At 24.9% G+C, this 19,755-nt stretch carries 15 protein-coding genes; 6 read left to right on the forward strand and 9 right to left on the reverse strand.

Translation table 11 applies throughout. The features are described 5' to 3' along the window. Window positions 1-9 precede the first annotated feature (9 nt). Window positions 10-1,590, forward strand: coding sequence for a phosphoenolpyruvate carboxykinase (ATP) (locus H0H63_RS02735; RefSeq protein ID WP_185858476.1), 1,581 nt, complete (start codon window positions 10-12; stop codon window positions 1,588-1,590). On the opposite strand, the gene H0H63_RS02740 is transcribed toward H0H63_RS02735, so the two are convergent. Then, the gene (locus H0H63_RS02740) at window positions 1,585-2,160 is read right to left on the reverse strand and encodes a riboflavin synthase (protein ID WP_317168041.1); all 576 of its coding nucleotides are present in this window, start codon (window positions 2,158-2,160) and stop codon (window positions 1,585-1,587) included. The genes H0H63_RS02735 and H0H63_RS02740 overlap by 6 nt on opposite strands. Window positions 2,161-2,212: 52 nt before the next feature. Here H0H63_RS02740 and pdxA point away from each other — a divergent pair, with 52 nt between their 5' ends. Next, window positions 2,213-3,253 carry a 4-hydroxythreonine-4-phosphate dehydrogenase PdxA gene (gene pdxA, locus H0H63_RS02745; RefSeq protein WP_185858478.1) on the forward strand — a complete coding sequence of 347 codons (1,041 nt, stop codon included), beginning with the start codon at window positions 2,213-2,215 and terminating at the stop codon, window positions 3,251-3,253. Here the strand turns inward: pdxA and H0H63_RS02750 are convergent. Then, the gene (locus H0H63_RS02750; RefSeq protein ID WP_185858479.1) at window positions 3,248-3,484 is read right to left on the reverse strand and encodes a FoF1 ATP synthase subunit delta/epsilon; all 237 of its coding nucleotides are present in this window, start codon (window positions 3,482-3,484) and stop codon (window positions 3,248-3,250) included. The two genes, pdxA and H0H63_RS02750, sit on opposite strands and share 6 nt — an antisense overlap. 3 nt (window positions 3,485-3,487) lie before the next feature. Next, complete coding sequence (gene atpD, locus H0H63_RS02755; protein WP_185858480.1) at window positions 3,488-5,002, reverse strand: F0F1 ATP synthase subunit beta; 1,515 nt, start codon at window positions 5,000-5,002, stop codon at window positions 3,488-3,490. Between the two features lie 78 nt (window positions 5,003-5,080). Here atpD and H0H63_RS02760 point away from each other — a divergent pair, with 78 nt between their 5' ends. Beyond that, a complete protein-coding gene (locus H0H63_RS02760; protein ID WP_185858481.1) occupies window positions 5,081-6,028 on the forward strand; it encodes a bifunctional riboflavin kinase/FAD synthetase in 948 nt (315 codons plus the stop codon). Continuing rightward, on the forward strand, window positions 6,000-8,621 hold the full coding sequence (locus tag H0H63_RS02765) for a PD-(D/E)XK nuclease family protein (protein ID WP_185858482.1): 2,622 nt from the start codon (window positions 6,000-6,002) through the stop codon (window positions 8,619-8,621). The genes H0H63_RS02760 and H0H63_RS02765 overlap by 29 nt, the downstream gene beginning before the upstream one ends. On the opposite strand, the gene leuB is transcribed toward H0H63_RS02765, so the two are convergent. Genes leuB through H0H63_RS02785 form a run of 4 tightly spaced genes read right to left on the reverse strand, consistent with a single transcriptional unit; the run spans window position 8,615 to window position 12,859 of the window. Then, a complete protein-coding gene (leuB, locus tag H0H63_RS02770) occupies window positions 8,615-9,673 on the reverse strand; it encodes a 3-isopropylmalate dehydrogenase (RefSeq protein ID WP_185858483.1) in 1,059 nt (352 codons plus the stop codon). The two genes, H0H63_RS02765 and leuB, sit on opposite strands and share 7 nt — an antisense overlap. Next, the gene (gene leuD / locus H0H63_RS02775; RefSeq protein WP_185858484.1) at window positions 9,670-10,260 is read right to left on the reverse strand and encodes a 3-isopropylmalate dehydratase small subunit; all 591 of its coding nucleotides are present in this window, start codon (window positions 10,258-10,260) and stop codon (window positions 9,670-9,672) included. The genes leuB and leuD overlap by 4 nt, the downstream gene beginning before the upstream one ends. Next, a complete protein-coding gene (gene leuC / locus H0H63_RS02780; RefSeq protein WP_185858485.1) occupies window positions 10,235-11,641 on the reverse strand; it encodes a 3-isopropylmalate dehydratase large subunit in 1,407 nt (468 codons plus the stop codon). The genes leuD and leuC overlap by 26 nt, the downstream gene beginning before the upstream one ends. Before the next feature lie 12 nt (window positions 11,642-11,653). Further along, entirely contained in the window at window positions 11,654-12,859 is a 1,206-nt protein-coding gene (locus H0H63_RS02785) for a 2-isopropylmalate synthase (RefSeq protein WP_185858486.1), read from the reverse strand. Between the two features lie 266 nt (window positions 12,860-13,125). Here H0H63_RS02785 and H0H63_RS02790 point away from each other — a divergent pair, with 266 nt between their 5' ends. After that, window positions 13,126-14,556, forward strand: coding sequence for a hypothetical protein (locus H0H63_RS02790; RefSeq protein WP_238784399.1), 1,431 nt, complete (start codon window positions 13,126-13,128; stop codon window positions 14,554-14,556). Window positions 14,557-14,961: 405 nt separating this feature from the next. Beyond that, window positions 14,962-16,236, forward strand: a complete 1,275-nt coding sequence (tyrS, locus tag H0H63_RS02795) for a tyrosine--tRNA ligase (protein ID WP_185858488.1) — start codon at window positions 14,962-14,964, stop codon at window positions 16,234-16,236. Here the strand turns inward: tyrS and era are convergent. Continuing rightward, window positions 16,233-17,111, reverse strand: a complete 879-nt coding sequence (gene era, locus H0H63_RS02800; RefSeq protein ID WP_185858489.1) for a GTPase Era — start codon at window positions 17,109-17,111, stop codon at window positions 16,233-16,235. The genes tyrS and era overlap by 4 nt on opposite strands. Next, window positions 17,101-19,746: an ATP-dependent chaperone ClpB gene (clpB, locus tag H0H63_RS02805; RefSeq protein ID WP_185858490.1), complete on the reverse strand. Its 2,646-nt coding sequence runs from the start codon at window positions 19,744-19,746 to the stop codon at window positions 17,101-17,103. Before clpB ends, era begins: the two co-directional genes overlap by 11 nt. Window positions 19,747-19,755 lie beyond the last annotated feature (9 nt).

Here is a 19,755-nt window from a genome sequence, read left to right on the forward strand (position 1 = left end):
AAATAATATATGATTCCTTTTTCTATAGAAAATTACGGTATATTTAAATCATCCGAAAATTGGCAGTTAACTCCTAAGGAATTACAAAATATTATTATTCAGCAAGGAATGGGAGTAGAAACTAAATCAGGGGTATTAGCAATTAATACAGGTTTATTTACTGGTAGATCTCCAGAGGATAGATTTATTGTTAAGGATTCTATTACGGAAAAAAAAGTTTGGTGGAACAAAAAATTTAATCAGTCTTTCAATCTAGAAAAATTTGATGATTTACATCAAAAAATAATTCGATATTTATCAGGAAAAAGATTGTACCTTAGAGATGGATATGTTTGCTCTGATAAACGTTATCAATTAAATATCCGTACTATCTGTGAATACCCATGGTCTGATCTATTTATACATAATCTATTTTTTAGATTTCAAAAAATTGTAAAAATTTTACCAGATTGGTTATTGTTTTGTGCACCAGGATTTCAATCTAACCCAGAAAAAGACGGAACATCCCATAAGAATTTTTCTATTTTAAACTTTTCTAAAAAAATAATTCTAATTGGAGGATCTGGATATACAGGAGAAATAAAAAAATCTATATTTTCCGTTTTAAACTTTATACTTCCTATATATAAAAATGTATTTCCAATGCATTGTGCTGCAAATATAGGAAAAGATGAAAAGGATACAGCTCTTTTTTTTGGATTATCTGGAACTGGAAAGACCACAATTTCTAATGATCCTAATCGAAATTTGATAGGAGACGACGAACATGGTTGGACTGATGATAATATTATTTTTAATTTTGAAGGAGGATGTTATGCAAAAGTATGGGGGATTTCTAAAAAAAATGAACCTATGATTTATAATGCTATCAAAAAAGGAGCTATGTTAGAGAATGTTTCTTTTAAAAAAGGAACTAGAGAAGTAAATTTTTTTGATGATTCTATTACTCAAAATATGAGGATCAGTTATCCTATTTACTTCGTAAAAAATATTGAAAATAAATTATCGTCTTCTAATATAAAAAACATTTTTTTTCTAACATATGATGTTTTTGGAGTTTTACCTCCTATAGCTAAATTAAATAAAGTTCAATCTTCTTATTATTTTTTATTAGGATATACCTCTAAAGTAGCCGGTACAGAACTTCATATAAAAAGACCAATAGCTACTTTTTCTTCTTGTTTTGGAGCTCCATTTATGCCTTTACATCCGATTCAATATACTAATATGTTTACGAAAAAATTAGATAATACAAAAATAAATGTTTGGATGATCAATACTGGATTAATATCAGGTAAATATGATTCAATATATCGTATAAAATTAACTGATACTAGAAAAATAGTACAAAATGTTTTAGACGGAATTTTATTAAAAGTTCCTTATGAAAAATATCCAGTTTTCAATTTTCAAATACCAAAATATTGTCCAGGAATATCTTCTCGAATTTTGAACCCAAAAAATTCATGGGAAAATGAAAAAAGATATCAAAATCAAGTAAAAATACTGGCAAAAAAATTTATTGATCATTTTGAAATATACAAAAAATACGTTGATAACAATATTTCCTATGGAGGTCCTATTTTATAAAGAATAATTGTTATTAAGATATTTAGCAATATATTTTCCTATAATATCAAATTCTATATTCACAACGTCTCCAATTTTCATAAAATGAAAATTGGTTTTTTCATAAGTATAAGGAATAATGGATATACTAATATTATATCTAGTACATGTTCTTATAGTGAGACTTATTCCATTGATAGCGATAGAACCTTTTTCTACAACTATATGATTTAGTTCTTTTTTAGATTTAAAGAAAAAAATCCAGCTTCCATCTCTACTTTCTATATTTTGAATTATAGCAGTTGTATCTACATGTCCTTGGACAAAGTGTCCATCAAATCTTTCCTTCATCATAATTAATCCTCTTTCTAAATTCACCTCATCCTTAAGTTTTAAATAATTTAAATTGGAACATAATAAAGTTTCTTCAGAGGCTATAACTGAATAAGTTTTTTCATTAACATCTATAATTGTTAAACATATTCCGTTATGACAAATACTTTGATGGATTTTTATTTTATATGAAAATGGATTGTAAAAGGTAATATAAAGATTTTTTCTATCACGGTTTAATTGTTGTACTTTTGTCATGCATTCTATGATACCAGTAAACATAATTATTCTAATTTTCTTTTTAAATTAAATGAATTACATAAAAAAAAAAATTAAGGTAGGTTTTACTACAGGTGATATTAATGGAATAGGAATTGAAATATTTTTAAAAGTATGTATGAAAAAAAAGATTTTAGATTTTTTTACTCCAATATTATTTGGATCTGTTAAATTGTGCTATTATTATAAAAAAATTTTAAATCTAGAGTTCAATCATATTCGAGAAATTAAAAATTTTAAAGAAATTGTTGATCATAAAATTAATGTGTTCAATATTTGGAAAGAAGATACTCAATTTGAGTCTATAAAAATTAATCATCCAGATTCAGGAAAATACCCTATTACATCTTTAAAAAAAGCTGTAAAATCTTTAAAAGAAGGAAAAATAGATGTATTAGTAACAGCTCCCGTAAACAAAAAATGTATGAATTTAAAAGGTTTTTCATTTTTTGGACATACTGAATATTTACAAAATGTTTTAGAAGGAGAATCATTAATGGTAATGATCCACGATTTATTAAAAATAGCTTTAGTCACCAATCATTTGCCTTTAAAGAAAATAAGTTCAGAATTAAACGTAAAAAAAATAATAAAGTCCATAAAAATTTTACGTAAATCTCTAATTATAGACTTTTTTATAGAAAAACCTAAAATTGCAGTTTTAGGATGTAATCCTCATTCTGGAGATAATGGACTAATAGGAGATGAAGAAAAAACAAAGATTAAACCAGCTGTTGATAATTTATTTCAAAAAAAAGGATGGTTAATTTTTGGACCTTATTCTTCAGACAGTTTTTTTGGGAATCACAGTTATCGAAATTTTGACGCAATTTTAGCTATGTATCATGACCAAGGGTTAATCCCTTTTAAAACCTTAACTTATAATCAAGGAGTTAATTTTACAGCTGGTCTTTCTCATATTAGAACTTCTCCAGCCCATGGAGTCGCTTATGATATAGCTAAAAAAGGAGTAGCAAATGAACATTCTTTTGAAGAGGCCATTTTTAATGCTATAAAAATATTTAAAAATAGAAAAGAATATATGAAACTATCTTCTTATAAACCATCATAAAATCACTAAAATAAAATTTTTTTTCACTTGTAAAAATCCTCCCTCTATTTTAATTTCTTGAAATTGATCAATATTTTCTATATAAAATTTTATAATTCCATTTCCCAATACAGAAATAAAAGGAGCATGATTTTTTAGTATTTGAAAATAACCATATAAGCCAGGAGCTATAATAGAAACTATATTTTTTTGATATAAAATTTTATTGCAATAAACGATCTTAATTTTCATAAATTAAGTTGATAACATTTTTTTTCCATTTTCTATTACTTGTTCTATTGTTCCTTTTAAATTAAAAGCTATTTCCGGAATATGATCCAATTTTCCATCTATTATCATATTAAATCCTTTAATAGTGTCTTCAATATTCACAAATTCCCCTTCAATTCCTGTAAATTGTTTAGCTACATGAAATGGTTGAGATAAAAAACGTTGAACACGTCTAGCTCTAGAAACTATTAATTTATCTTCTTCACTTAATTCTTCTATCCCTAAAATAGCTATAATATCTTGTAAAGAATTATACTTTTGTAAAATTTCTTTAACACGTTGTGCACAATCGTAATGATTTTTGTTGATAATATCTGGAGATAAAATACGTGAAGTAGAATCTAAAGGATCTACTGCAGGATAAATCCCCAAAGAAGCTATTTTTCTAGAAAGAACTGTTGTTGCATCTAAATGTGAAAATGTAATAGCAGGAGCAGGATCTGTTAAATCATCTGCAGGAACATAAACAGCCTGTACCGAAGTTATGGATCCTTTTTTTGTAGAAGCAATTCTTTCTTGCATCGATCCCATTTCAGATGATAAAGTGGGTTGATAACCTACAGATGAAGGAATTCTTCCTAATAAAGCTGAAACTTCTGATCCAGCTTGAGTAAAACGAAATATATTATCTATAAAAAACAAGACATCTTGACCTTTTTTGTTTCCTATTATAGATTGATCTCTATAATATTCAGCCAATGTTAATCCAGATAAAGCAACTCTAGCTCTAGCTCCAGGAGGTTCATTCATTTGTCCAAAAACAAAAGCAGCTTTGGATTCTTTTAAAGATTCTTTATCTATTTTAGATAGATCCCAGTTTCCTTTTTTCATGGATTTCATAAAGGAATCTCCATATTTTATAATTCCAGATTCTAACATTTCTCTTAATAAATCATTACCTTCTCTAGATCTTTCACCTACTCCTGCAAAAACAGATTTGCCTCCATGTACTTTAGCTATATTATTTATTAACTCTTGTATCAATACAGTTTTTCCTACCCCTGCTCCTCCAAATAATCCAATTTTTCCTCCTTTTGGATAAGGTTCTATCAAGTCAATGACTTTAATCCCTGTATACAATATTTCTATATCTGTAGATAAATCTTGAAACGTTGGAGGATCGTTATGAATAGGTCTATTCATAGAATTGTCGATATTTCCTAATCCATCAATACAGTTTCCCAAAACATTAAAAACCCTACCATTAATAGATTCTCCTATAGGAACGCTGATGGGTTTATTTAAAGATTCAACTTCTAGACCTCTTTGTAATCCGTCGGTAATTTCCATAGAAATACAACGGACATTTTTGTCTCCAATATGTTGTTGAACTTCTAATACTATTTTAGTTTTTTTGGTTAATTTTACTTCTAAAGCATCGTAAATTTTAGGAAGATGAGATCCTTTTTTAAAAGAAACATCAATTACTGGTCCTATAATTCTAGTAATAATTCCCTTTAATTTTTTCTTATTCAACATTATACAATTCTTTTTTTTTATAATCTAAAAATTATATCTTTGTATTATGTAAATGTAAGAGAAAAAAAAGTAAAAATTTTGAAAATTTATTCACTTATTGATGAATTTTCGTCTATTTTTCCATGTTCATTAACACTAGGAGTTTTTGATGGAGTTCATATGGGACATCAAAAGATTATCAAAAACTTAATTTTTAAATCTGATAAAAAATATTCTACAGTTCTACTTACTTTCCATCCACATCCCAAAGAAATATTAAATCCTAAAGAAAATTTTTACTATTTAAATACTCTTTCAGAAAGAATATCTAATTTAAAAAAAACAGGAATCAAACATTTAATTATTCATCCTTTTACTATAGACTTTTCTAGATTAAGTAAAAAAAATTTTTTTTCAAAAATTTTCCATTTAAAATGGAAAATTCAATTAATTATTATTGGATATGATTTTCATGTAGGAAAAGATAAAAATGATTCTTATGAAGAATTGAAAAAGATAACCAATTATCATGGAATCAAAGTTCATCAATTAAAACCTTATAAAATACAAAAACAAACGGTTAGTTCTACTAATATCCGTAAATCTCTTATATTGGGAGATATAGAATGGGCCAATAAAGCTCTTGGATATTTTTATCCGTTATCGGGTTATGTTATTAGAGGAAAAGGAATAGGAAGAGGGATTAATTTTCCAACGGCCAATATACAAGTAAATTCAAAAAAATTAATTCCAAAAAAAGGTGTTTATGCAGTAAAAATTAATTATATAGATAAAACTTATCATGGTATGTTGAATATAGGAACCAATCCTACTATTAGTAATAATAAAACAATTAAAATAGAAGTACATATTTTTGACTTTTTTGGAAATATTTATGGAAAAAAAATAGATATTTTTATAATTCATATAATTAGAAAAGAAAAAAAATTTAATACTCTTCAAGAACTGAAAGATCAAATTCATAGAGATAAAATAAATATTAAAAAAATTTTTTCTTGTGAAAAAAAAAATAGATCATATAATTAAACATCTATTAAAAAAAATAGATGTTAGTCATAAATATATATTTATATCAAAATATCCCACTACTATAGAATATATAAAAAACAAACATATATCAAAATTAGGATATGATACTAAATTTTTTACTATAGAAACATTTTTAGAGAAAATTTCTGGACTACAAATTTCGGATAATTATTCCATACTTCTTAACTTTTTTTCTTTATTCAAAGAAAATGATTTATCAGAAAAAAAATGGAAAAATTTTTTTCATTGGGGTCCTAAAATATTAAATGATTTTCAAGATATAGATACCAGTATGGTAAATCCCGATATCTTTTTTTATTCTGTGATTTCCGCAGAAAAAATAAAACAATGGGATCCTAATAATTCAAAAAAAACAAAATTTATTTTTTGGGAAAAAATACATAAATATTATTACATTTTGCAATCCCAACTTTTAAAAAAAGGAATCACTTATCCAGGGATGCTTTTTAGAATCATTATTCCTCATTTAAATTTTTTTTTATCTAAAATTTCAAATACAAAAATTATTTTCATAAAAGAAATCATCTTAAATGAATATGAGAAAATATTTGTTAGAAAAATTGTTCAAAATCATCAAGGATTTTTTTATGATGTATATAATATAAAAAAAAATAAAAAAAAAGATTCTAAATGTATAAAAATAATTGAAGTTTCAAAAGAAATAGAACAACTAAGAATAGTAAAGGATATAATATTTCAATTAATTAAAAAAGGAGAAAAACCTCATAATATACTTCTTATTCCGGGAAACAATTCTTTGACGATTCCTTTATTAAATTACCTAAAAAGATTAAAAATCAATCAATCTATAAATATTAATTATTCTTTTAAAGAAAATCCTATCTACTACACTTTTTATAACATTTTTCAATTTTTATTAAATAAAGAAAAACTAAATAAATTCAATAGAAAAGATGTGATCAATATATTATCAAATGGATACATACAAAAATTTTTCTTGAAGAAAAATTCTTTATTAAAAAAATTAAAAATGGAAAATAATTCCAATTTTATTCCCGAAGAGGTTATGAAAAAACATTTATTAAAAAATGACTTATGGATTATTTTTCAAACTCCTACTAATAATATAAAACTTATAATTTCAAGCATTATAAGTTTTATTAGAAAACTAAAAAAACTATTATTTGCAAACAGCAACAAACACTGTTTAGAATTAAAATTTCTTGTTAAGTTAGAAAATTATATACAAAAAATAAAAATAATAATTAGAAAAAAAGAAAAATGTTTCTACGGAGTTAATGATATCCTTTACATATATAAGCAATTTTCCAATATGGAAAGTATACGATATATACGTAAAAATACAAGAGGTTTATATATAACTAACTTCTTAGATATTTATTTTAAAAATTTCGAATCAGTCATTATTACTTCTTTTAATGAAGGAGTTATTCCTCCAAATATGAAAAGTAATTCTTTCATTCCCTTTGATATTAGAGAAAAATTACATATCAATCATTTAAATAATGATTTTTATTTTCAACATTTTTTAAGAATTTTTCAATCTTCAAAAAAAACGTTTTTAATATATAAAAATCAACCAGATGAAATAAATTCTGGAGAAAAAAGTCGTTTTATTCACCAAATAGAAATCGATTCAGAAATTCCAATAGAAAAAAAAATTCATAATATATATTCTAATATGAAGACCCATAAAAGGGTGGAGAATCCTATTGTTATCGAAAAAACACAATCTATTATTCATCATTTACATCAGTTAGTTAATAAAGGATTATCTCCTTCTTCTATCCATTTATATAATTATAATCCTCTCTTATTCTATTATAAAAAAATACTTAATATAAATCTAAATGATGTAGAAAATTTTTCTTTCAAAAAAGAAATAGGAAAAATAACTCATAAAACATTAAATATTTTATATTCTCCCATAAAAAATAATTTTATAACCATAAATCGTATTCATGAGATGAAAAATATCTATGAATATATTATAAAAAAAAAACTTTTAGAAAAAAAAAAAATAATTAAGGAGAATCAAACATTATTTTATTATATCATAACAAATTATGTAAAAAATTTTATTTCATGGGATGAAAAATTGATTCAAAACGGACACAAAATTTTTTTAAGAGAAATAGAATGCAATCTTTCTACAAGATTAAATATTGGATCTATCCAAGTGAATTTACATGGAATTATTGATCGTATAGATGAGTGTGACAAAATTACTCGTATTCTAGATTATAAAATAGGATTTTCAAAAACAAAAGAGATGAACGTATCTTTAGAAAAAATTGAAAATATTTTTATAAATCCAAATTATTCTAATATTATGCAATTACTTATTTACGTTTATTTATGGTTTAAATATTACGGGTTTATAGAAAAATCAAAAAAATTACCTATTTTAGGAATCATTTCTCCTGATAAGAATGGAGATATATCACAAGTTTCTATAAATTTTTTTCAGGAAAAAAAAATAAACATCACATATGGAGACTACAAAAAATACTTTCTTCCATTCCTTATCAATAGAATTTCAGAAATTTTAAATTCAAAAATACCAATTATAGAAAAAATTTATTGATTTTTAATATATTTTTCTATATAATTTCCCACTTCTTCTGTTGTTGAACAGTTTTCCGAATCAATAATATCTGGAGTACATATTTTTTTATCTATAGAATCTTTAACAGCTTTTTCTACAATTTCTTTTTCTTCATACATTCCAAAATATTCTAACATCATAGCTCCTGAAAGGATACATCCTAAAGGGTTTGCAATATTCTTACCTGCTGCTTTAGGATAAGATCCGTGGATAGGTTCAAACATAGATTTATGATCTCCTATAGAAGCAGATGGTAGTAATCCTATCGAACTTGTAAGAACACTAGATTCATCCGAAAGAATATCTCCAAACATATTATCCGTTAAAATAACATCAAATCTATTAGGATTTAAAATCATTTGCATAGCGGCATGATCTATATATAAAAAATCTAGATAGACATCTGGATAATCCAATGCCATTTTTTGAATTACTTCTCTCCATAACCTAGATGTTTCCAAAACATTAGCTTTATCTACTAATGTTATTTTTTTCCTCCTAGTTACAGCAGCTTTCAAAGCCATTTCTCCAATTCTTTCAATTTCATTTTTAGAATATATACAATAATCATAAGCCTTTTCTCCATCATCAAAACGACCTTTTTCTCCAAAATAAATACCTCCTGTTAATTCACGATAAATAACAAAATCTACCTTTTCTAATAATTCTTTTTTTATAGGAGACTTATTAATTTCAGAATAAAGGACTACAGGACGTATATTACAATATACATTCATTATTTTTCTCAATTGTAACAATCCATCTTCGGGTCTCATCCCTCTCGGATTATGATCATGTTTGGGATCTCCTACACAACCAAATAAAACGGCATCTGATTTTAAACAAGTATTTATAGTTTCTTTTGAAATTGGATATCCAAATTTATCTATTGCTACAGATCCAGCTAAAATTTTTTTATATTGAAAATTATGACCATATTTTCTAGCTATAGAATTCAAAACTTTTATTGTTTGTTTCATGATCTCAGGGCCTATTCCATCTCCTTCTATTACAGATATTTTTTTTTTCATATTCTTTTATTTTTTTCGAAAATTTCCACTTCTTTTTTAAGAGAAACTAAAAAATCTATATCATCATATCCATTTAAAAAACAATTTTTTTTGTATGGATGTATCTCAAACTTTTCAAATTCTCCTGTTTTTAAAATGGTAACTATTTGATGAATTAAATCAATTTTTATTTCTATTTTCGGATTATTTTCAGTTACAAAAAATAATTTTTTTAAGAAATATTCGGATACTTCTATAGGAAGTAATCTATTGTTTAATGCATTTTCTTTAAAAATATCAGCAAAAAAACTAGATATTATAACTCTAAATCCATAATACAAAAGAGCCCATGCAGCATGTTCTCTACTAGAACCACAACCAAAATTTCTTCCAGATAAAAGAATTTTCCCACAAAAATTAGGATTATTTAAGACAAAATCTTCATTTATAGATCCATCTTTTTTATAACGCCAATCTATAAATAGATTATTTCCACATTCTTCTCTTTTAATTTCTTTTAAAAAACGAGCTGGAATAATTTGGTCTGTATCAATATCCTCTACAGATAATGGGATAGCTCTACTAATTAATGTTGTAAATTTTTTCATGAATATATTGATTTACGTCTACAATTTTACCTTCAATAGCAACAATAGCTGCTGTTAAAGGACTAGCTAACATTGTACGAGATCCTGGCCCTTGTCTTCCTTTAAAATTTCTATTAGATGTAGATAAACAGTATTCACCAAAAGGTATTTTATCCTCATTCATTCCTAAACACGCAGAACATCCAGGTTGACGAAATTCGAATCCAGAATCTTTAAAGATTTTATCCAATCCTTCTTTTTTAGCTTGTTGAACTACCTGATTTGATCCAGGAACTATCATCACATGGACATGATGAGCTTTTTTTTTCCCTTTGACAATAGAAGCTACTAATCTTAAATCTTCTATTCTAGAATTAGTACAACTTCCTATAAAAATATAATGAATTTTTTTACCTATTAAATATTCTCCTGGGATAAAACCCATATAATCCAAAGATTTATTGTATTCTGATGAATTATGTTTTGGAATAGGTTCATCTATCTTTATAGCCATTCCAGGATTTGTTCCATAAGTTATCATGGGATAGATCTCTTTAGTATTGAAGGTATATTCTTTATCAAAGAATGTATCATCATCTGTTTTTAAATAATTCCAATACTCCATTATATCTTGTATATTAGATTGTTGAAATAAAGAATTTTTTCTTTTTTGAATATAATCAAAAGTGATTTTATCTGGAGCGATTAATCCTCCTTTTGCTCCCATTTCAATACTCATATTACAAATAGTCATTCTTCCTTCCATACTCATTTTTTGAATAGAAGGACCAGTATATTCTATAAAATGACCAATACCTGCATCTACTCCTAATTTTGATATCATATACAAAATAACATCTTTTGGAGTAACTCCTTTTCTCAAATTTCCATTTAAATGAATTTTCATTTGTTTAGGCTTGGATAATAATAGGCATTGACTAGCCATAACCATAGTTACCTGACTAGTTCCAATTCCAAATGCTATACATCCAAAAGCCCCGTGTGTTGAAGTATGGCTATCTCCACAAACTATTGTCATTCCTGGCAAAGTATAACCCAATTCAGGTCCTATAACATGAACTATTCCGTTATTTTTATGCCCTAATTGATACAAAACAATTCCATATTTATTACAATTATTTGTTAATAAATTAATTTGTTTTCTAGATAAAGGATCTTTGATAGGTAAATGTTGATTCACTGTAGGAACATTATGATCTACTGTAGCAATTATTTGTTTTGGTCTAAAAACGGATAAATTTTTTCTTTCCAATTCTAAAAAAGCTTGAGGGCTTGTCACTTCATGAATGTAATGTCTATCTATATAAATCACATATACTCCACTTTCTAATTTTTTTACTATGTGATTATTCCAAATTTTATCAAATAATGATCTTGACATTTTTATGACATTTTATACAACATTTATTCTTCTACTACTAGTATTAGAATGTAATATTTTTTTGTTATTATTAGCTTTTTTTAATATCGTTTTTAATTCTTTATCAGTAATTTCTTTCTTTTTATCTGCATATTTTAAAAAAATAGAATAAACCAAATCTAAAAATTTCTTACTCAAAGAATGACCTAATCGTTCATAACGATAAGCTAATGCTGCTCTTCCACTTCTAGCTGTTAGAATAATGGAAGATTGATTTATTCCAACATCTTCCGGATTAATACTTTCATAAGTCTCCCTTTTTTTTATAATACCATCTTGATGTATTCCAGATGAATGAGAAAAAGCATTCAATCCTACAATAGCTTTATTAGATTGAACTTTCATTCCTGTACATTTGGATACCAAGTGACTTGTAGAAAAAATTAATTTTGTATTTATATTAGTAAATAAATTCAAATGAGAATTTTGTTTAATGATCATAACAATTTCTTCCAAAGAAGTATTTCCAGCTCTTTCTCCAATACCGTTTATTGTACATTCAACTTGTTTCGCCCCATTCATAATTCCATATAAAGAATTAGCTGTTGCTAATCCTAAATCATTATGACAATGAGTAGATAATGTAACTTTATGAATCCCTTTTACATTTTCTTTTAAAAAACGTATTTTTTCTCCATATTCTTTTGGTAAACAGTATCCTGTTGTATCAGGAACATTAATTACCGTGGCTCCATGTTTTATCACATTTTCACAAACTTTCGCAAGAAATTCATTTTCTGTACGTCCTGCATCTTCTGCATAAAATTCTACATCTTCTACAAATTTTTTAGCATATTTAACTGCACATATAGCTTTTTCTATAATTTTTTCTGGAGTACTATTAAATTTATATCGAATATGATAAGAAGATGTTCCTATTCCCGTATGAATTCTAGGTCTATTAGCATATTTTAGAGCTTCTCCTGCTATTTCTATATCTTTTTCTACAGCCCTAGATAATGCACAAACTACAGTTTGTAAAACAGATTTACAAATATTTTGAACAGATTGATAATCTCCTGGACTTGAAGTAGGAAACCCTGCTTCAATTACATCTACTCCCAAAGATTCTAATTGTTTAGCTATTTTTACTTTTTCTTTAGTATTTAATTTACATCCTGGAACTTGCTCTCCATCTCGTAAAGTTGTATCAAAAATTTGAATTTTTTTCTTTTTCATATTCTTAGATCGTTTGATAATTTCAAAACTATTTTTTCCAAAAAGAAAATAGAAATAAATTATTGTAATAGTTACAATATCTAATTATAAAAATTATTTTATATTTTTCTATTTTTCAAACAAAATATCATTATATAATTACAATGTCTAATTATAATAATAAATCAGATCACCTTTTTTTATTAATTCAAACTTTATCAAGTTCCGAGAAAAGAAATTTTAAACTTTATACTCAACGAATAAAAAGAAATAAATGCTCTAAGTTTATGAACCTTTTTGAAATAATGAGCAAAATGAATCATTATAACGAAAAAAAAATATTAAAAAAAACTACCATAAGTAAAATACAGTTATCCAATATGAAGGCTCATTTATATAAACAAATATTGATTAGTCTTAAATTTTTACATACTGAAAAAAATTATGATCTACAAATACGTGAATATTTAGATTTTTCTAAAATTTTATATAATAAAGGTTTATATATTCAAAGCTTGAAATTTTTAGGAAAAGCAAAAGTTATTGCTAGATATTATGAGTGTAATACTATTCTTTTAGAATTAGTTGAATTTGAAAAAATGATAGAATCTCAACATATAACCAGAAGTCTTTATTCTAGATCTGGAGAATTATCTGCAGAATCTAAAGAATTGATTGAAAAAATTAAATGTAATAATGCCTTATCTAGTCTTTCCTTAGAATTATATGGATTATATTTAAAAGTGGGATATGTAAGAAATGAAAAAGATAAAATATTTATAGAAACATATTTTCGTACAAATATTACAAAATTCGATATTGATAAACTTAGTTTTTATGAAAAATTGTTTCTATATCAAGCTCAAGTATGGTATCATTATATTAGGCAAGATTTTGTAATGTGCTATAGATCATCTTATAAATGGGTTGAATTATTTCAAAATTATACAATAGCAAAAAAAATAGCACCTGTAAGTTATTTAAAAGGATATCATTATTTATTAGATACCTTATTTTACTTAAATCATTATTCAAAGTTTGTTAATGTATTTCAACAATTTGAAAAAGAAGTTAAAAATGGAGAAATACTGATCAATGGAAATACTAGAATATTAATTTTTATGTATACATATACAAATCGTATAAACAAGCATTATATGGAAGGAAGTTTTTCGGAAGGAGTAAAAAAAGTAATTCCATCATTATTTATTGATTTTGAAAAAATTTATACTCATTTAGATTCTCATTATATAATGATACTCTATTACAAAATAGCCTGTTTATACTTTGGAAGTGGGGATAACTCTAATACTATTTTTTATTTATCCAAAATTATGGAAAATAAAAAAAAAAATTTACGACAAGATTTACAATGTTTTGCTAGACTTTTACATTTAATCGCTTGTTATGAAAGTGGATTAGATGAAAATATGGATCAAAAAATTCAATCAACATATAGATTTTTTATCCAAATGGATGATTGGTATGTTGTACAAAAAAAAATTATTCATTTTTTCAAAAAACTTGGAAATGTATATCCTCATCAAATAAAAAATCAATTTAAAAAATTAAGAGATAAATTAATTAAATATTATGATCATCCTTATGAAAAAAGAACTTTTCTATATTTAGATATTATTTCTTGGCTTAATTCTAAAATTCAAAATAAATCTGTAGAAGCAGTTATAAAAGAAAAATTTATAAAAACTAATTTATAATAAAAACATAATTCTAAAAAATAGAATCATTAAATATGAGAAAACAAAATTTATAAAAAATCTTAATAAAGATAAATTATAGAAATGTTGATTAGATTCAATTATTAAATAAAGAAAAATGAAGATGCTAAAAAATAACTTGATGATAATCAATATTATATATCTAGATATAGCTTTTTTATATTTTTTTTTTCTTATAAAAGAAGAAAAAAAGAAAAAACAACTACTGATAGGTAATAAGAAAATATATATTTTTAATACATAAAAAAAATCTTTTTCAAAAAAGAAATACACAAAAATTATATGAATTAAACTAAAAAAAAAAGTAAAAATATTATATCCTATAATTTTTTGTATCATTTATTTTTATTTAAACTTAACTTATTATATAGCTAAATTTTGTATATGCAAAATATTATGAAAGAACTCTCATGGAGAGGTTTAATAAAGAATAAAGTAACTGGAATAGAAAATCTATTAAAAAACCCAACTACTATATACGTTGGGTTTGATCCAACATCGGATTCTCTTCATTTAGGAAACTTACTTCCTATTATCGTATCGATTCATTTTCATAAAATGGGACATAAATCCTTAATTTTAATTGGTGGAGCAACCGGTTTTATAGGAGATCCTTCTGGAAAAAATGAGAGTAGAATTTTTATAAAAAAAAAAATACTACAGAAAAATACGACTTCTATAAAAAATCAAATATACAATCTTTTAAAAATTTATTCAGGAAAAATAGAATTATTCAATAATTTTGATTGGATTCAAAATTTTTCTTTTTTAGAATTTATTCGTGAAGTAGGAAAATATTTTACTGTAAATTATATGATCTCTAAAGATTCTGTAAAAAAAAGAATTAACGATAAAAAAAACGGAATATCCTTTATGGAATTTTCCTATTCCCTGATCCAAGGATATGATTTCTTTTATATGAATCAAATAAAAAATTGTCAATTACAAATTGGAGGATCTGATCAATGGGGAAATATCATCACAGGGATAGAATTAATAAAAAAGAAAACAGGTAAAAAAGTATATGGAATAACTTTTCCTTTAATAACAAAATCTAATGGATCCAAATTTGGAAAAAGTGAAACAGGAGAAAACATATGGTTAGATAAAAATAAAACATCTCCATATAAATTTTATCAATTTTGGATGAATGTTTCCGATACGGAAATAGAAAAATATATAAAAATATATACTTTTTTATCTCAAGAAAAGATTAATAAGTTGATTTTACAACATAAAGTAAATCCAAGTCAAAGACTTTTACAAAAAAAATTAGCTTATGAAATTACTAAATGGGTTCATGGAGATCATATTTCTAAAGAAATAAAAAAAATTACACATTTATTATTCGAAAAAAAAAATGAACCTATCCAATTATTAGATGAGAAGACTTTTGAAGTGATCTATGATCATATACCTCATATGTCTTTTTCTCGAGAAAAATTTGAAAAAGGAATTTTTTTATTAGATCTTCTAAAAAAAAGTGGTTTTTTTTCTTCTAAAAGTGAAGCAACCCGTGCTTTAAAAGCCAATTCTATTTCTTTTAATAAAATTATCGTAAAAGAAAATATAGAAATCAAAAAAGAAAATGTGATAAAAAATAAGTTTATTCTATTCCAATTTGGAAAAAAAGAATTTTTTATGATAAAAATTATTTAATATCCAAAATGTTTCAATTTCTTGAAATCGTATCTCCAATTAAAACAAATTTTCACATGAAATTTAAGTTTTATTTTTTTTCTGAAAAAAGATTCCATACTCTTTACAGAAAAGAACTTCAATTTTTTAATAGTCAATCCTTTTTTTCCAATTAAAATTCCTTTTTGAGAATTCTTTTCTACATATATAGAAGAAAATATATATATAAAAGTTTTTTGTTCTTTAAATAATTCAGTTTGTATTTCTACGGAATATGGAATTTCTTGTTTATAAATAAAAAATATTTTTTCTCTAATAATTTCATTTACAAAAAAACGTTCTGATTTGTTACTTAAAAATTCTTTGGGATAATAAGGAGGATGTTCAGATAATAAAGTTATAATTTTGTGCATTAATAAATCTATATTTATTTTTTTTAATGCAGATATTGGTAATATTTCTGAATGAGGAAATAATTTATGCCAATAATTAATTGTATCATATAATAAATCTTCTTCTTTTTTGATTGATATTTTATCAATTTTATTGATTAATATAATCATGGGTATATTATTATTAATATTATCAAACATAGAAAAGTATTCTAATTTTCCGATTTCTGTTGTAAACAGAATAATATCAGCATCCTGTAATGATTTTCTAACATACTGCATCATAATTTTCTGCATCGGATAATAAGGATGAATTATTCCTGGAGTATCAGAAAAAATAATTTGAAAATTAGATCGATTAACAATTCCAAATATTCTGTGACGAGTTGTTTGTGGTTTGTTTGTTATAATAGAAAGTTTTTTTTCCACAATAGAATTCATTAAGGTAGATTTTCCTACATTAGGAAGTCCTATAATATTAACAAAACCAGACTTATGAAGCATTATTTGATGGAATATTAACATGTTCCAATGTATTCGATTTACGAAATACAATTCCTTTTTCTTTGAAAAAATCAATTAAAACATTATGATTTTTCTGTATTTTTCCTATCAATATTTCTTTGGAAAGATTATTTAATATATCATGTTGAATCACTCTTTTTAAAGGTCTAGCTCCAAAATGAGGATCATATCCTTTTTCTGATAAATATTCTATAGCTTCATGAGTATATTTTATACAAATGTTTTTTTTATTTAATAATAATTCTCCTAATTTTTTCATTTGTAATTTTACAATATTTCTAATTTCTTTTCTAGAAAGAGGCTTAAATAAAATAATTTCATCAATACGATTAATGAATTCAGGTTTTACAATATCTTTTAATAAATCTATTAAAACTTTTTTTGTAGTTTCCATTTTATTGGAAGATATTTCTTGGTATAAATGATCCTGAATAATGTCCGATCCAATATTAGAAGTCATAATAATAATAGTATTCGTAAAATTCACTGTTCTACCTTTATTATCTGTTAATCTTCCATCATCTAAAACTTGTAATAGTATATTAAATATATCTGAATGAGCTTTTTCTATTTCATCTAATAAAATAACACTATAAGGACGTCTACGTATAGATTCTGTCAATTGACCACTTTCATCATATCCTATGTATCCAGGAGGAGCTCCTATAAGTCTACTAATAGAATGTCGTTCTTGATATTCACTCATATCTATACGAACCATATTATTTTCATCATCAAATAAATATTCCGCTAATGTTTTAGCAAGTTCGGTTTTTCCTACTCCTGTACTTCCCATAAAAAGGAAAGATCCTATAGGTCTTTTCTCATCTTGTAATCCAGCTCTGGAACGACGTATTGCATTTGCTACAGATTGAATAGCATCATTTTGTCCAATTACTCTTCTATGTAATTCTTGTTCTAAAAATAAGAGTTTTTCTTTTTCACTTTTCAACATTTTAGTAACAGGAATTCCAGTCCATTTAGATACTATTTGAGCTATATCTTCTCTAGAAACTTCCTCTTGAATCATTTTATTCCCTTTATATTCTTGTTTTTTTAATTCGTTTTCGAATTCTTTTACTTTATTTTCTTCTTCTTTTATTTTTCCATATCTTAATTCTGCTACTTTACCATAATCTCCTAATCTTTCTGCTTGTTCTGATTCAAACTTAAAATTTTCTATTTTATCTTTAGATTTTTGAATCCCTTCTACTAAATCTTTTTCGCTTTGCCATTGTATTTGTAATTGCATTTTTTTCTCATTTAATTTAGATAATTCTTTTTTTAAAGGAATCAATTGTTTTTCGTCATTTTCTCTTTTCAAAGCTTCTATCTGTATTTCCATATGCATTATTCTTCTATGTAGAACATCTAATTCTTCTGGCTTAGAGTTCATTTCCATTCTAAGTTTTGAAGCCGATTCATCTATAAGATCAATTGCTTTGTCTGGTAAAAAACGTTCATTAATATAACGTTTAGATAATTCTACAGCAGCTATAATAGATTCATCTTTGATTCTAACTTTATGATGACTTTCATATTTTTCTTTAATTCCACGTAATATAGATATAGCATCCGTAAAAGATGGTTCATCAACAAATACCTGTTGAAATCTTCTTTCTAAAGCTTTATCTACCCTAAAATATTTTTGGTACTCATTTAAAGTTGTCGCTCCTATAGCTCTAAGTTCTCCTCTTGCTAATGCTGGTTTTAAAATATTTGCGGCATCCATAGCCCCTTCTCCACCTCCAGCTCCAACTAAGGTATGGATTTCATCAATAAATAAAATAATTTCTCCATTTGAAGATAATACCTCCTTTACTACAGACTTAAGACGTTCTTCAAATTCTCCTTTGTATTTAGCTCCTGCAATTAAAGCAGCCATGTCTAAAGAAAAAACTTGTTTATTCTTTAAATTTTCTGGAATATCTCCACTAATAATTCGATGAGCTAATCCTTCAGCTATAGCTGTTTTTCCTACTCCAGGTTCTCCAATCAAAATTGGATTATTTTTTGTTCTTCTAGATAAAATTTGTAAAACTCTACGTATTTCTTCATCACGTCCAATAACAGGATCTAATTTTCCTTTATAAGCCCATTCATTAAGATTTTTTGCATATTTTTCTAAGGAATTATATGTATTTTCTGCCATAGGAGAAATTACATTTCCACTTTTTTTTCTAATAATTTCAATTACTTTTTTTATTCCATTTTCCGTAATTTTTTGATCAATTAACAATTGTGAAGTTTTATCATTACTCATAAAAATTCCATAAAAAATATGTTCTATAGAAATAAATTCATCTTTTAATGTTTTAGCATAATCTTCTGCTAGAATTAACATTTTTCTAACATGAGAACTAAAATGTTGTGATAGAGAAGAATCACTAAGTATTTTTGGATAAGAATAAATAAGACGATCTAATTCAATTATTAATAATTTAGGATTAACTTTTAATTGTTTTAAAACAAAAGGTATTATATTTTCTTCGATGTCTAACATTGATTTCAAAATATGAGCGTTTTCAATAGATTGTTGATTGTTTTTTAACGCAATATCTTGTGATTTTTGTATGACTTCTTGTGATTTTATTGTAAACTTATTAAAATTCATATTATGAAA

This window comes from Blattabacterium cuenoti (assembly GCF_014251655.1).
Lineage (GTDB): Bacteria > Bacteroidota > Bacteroidia > Flavobacteriales > Blattabacteriaceae > Blattabacterium > Blattabacterium cuenoti_I.

Coding starts and splice junctions, on each gene's coding strand:
- tyrS (WP_185858488.1), top strand. CDS start 14,962: ATGCAAAATATTATGAAAGAACTCTCATGGAGAGGTTTAATAAAGAAT.
- H0H63_RS02785 (WP_185858486.1), bottom strand. CDS start 12,859: ATGAAAAAGAAAAAAATTCAAATTTTTGATACAACTTTACGAGATGGA.
- leuB (WP_185858483.1), bottom strand. CDS start 9,673: ATGAAAAAAAAAATATCTGTAATAGAAGGAGATGGAATAGGCCCTGAG.
- leuD (WP_185858484.1), bottom strand. CDS start 10,260: ATGAAAAAATTTACAACATTAATTAGTAGAGCTATCCCATTATCTGTA.
- H0H63_RS02750 (WP_185858479.1), bottom strand. CDS start 3,484: ATGAAAATTAAGATCGTTTATTGCAATAAAATTTTATATCAAAAAAAT.
- H0H63_RS02735 (WP_185858476.1), top strand. CDS start 10: ATGATTCCTTTTTCTATAGAAAATTACGGTATATTTAAATCATCCGAA.
- leuC (WP_185858485.1), bottom strand. CDS start 11,641: ATGTCAAGATCATTATTTGATAAAATTTGGAATAATCACATAGTAAAA.
- clpB (WP_185858490.1), bottom strand. CDS start 19,746: ATGAATTTTAATAAGTTTACAATAAAATCACAAGAAGTCATACAAAAA.
- H0H63_RS02790 (WP_238784399.1), top strand. CDS start 13,126: ATGAACCTTTTTGAAATAATGAGCAAAATGAATCATTATAACGAAAAA.
- H0H63_RS02740 (WP_317168041.1), bottom strand. CDS start 2,160: ATGACAAAAGTACAACAATTAAACCGTGATAGAAAAAATCTTTATATT.
- pdxA (WP_185858478.1), top strand. CDS start 2,213: ATGAATTACATAAAAAAAAAAATTAAGGTAGGTTTTACTACAGGTGAT.
- atpD (WP_185858480.1), bottom strand. CDS start 5,002: ATGTTGAATAAGAAAAAATTAAAGGGAATTATTACTAGAATTATAGGA.
- era (WP_185858489.1), bottom strand. CDS start 17,111: ATGCTTCATAAGTCTGGTTTTGTTAATATTATAGGACTTCCTAATGTA.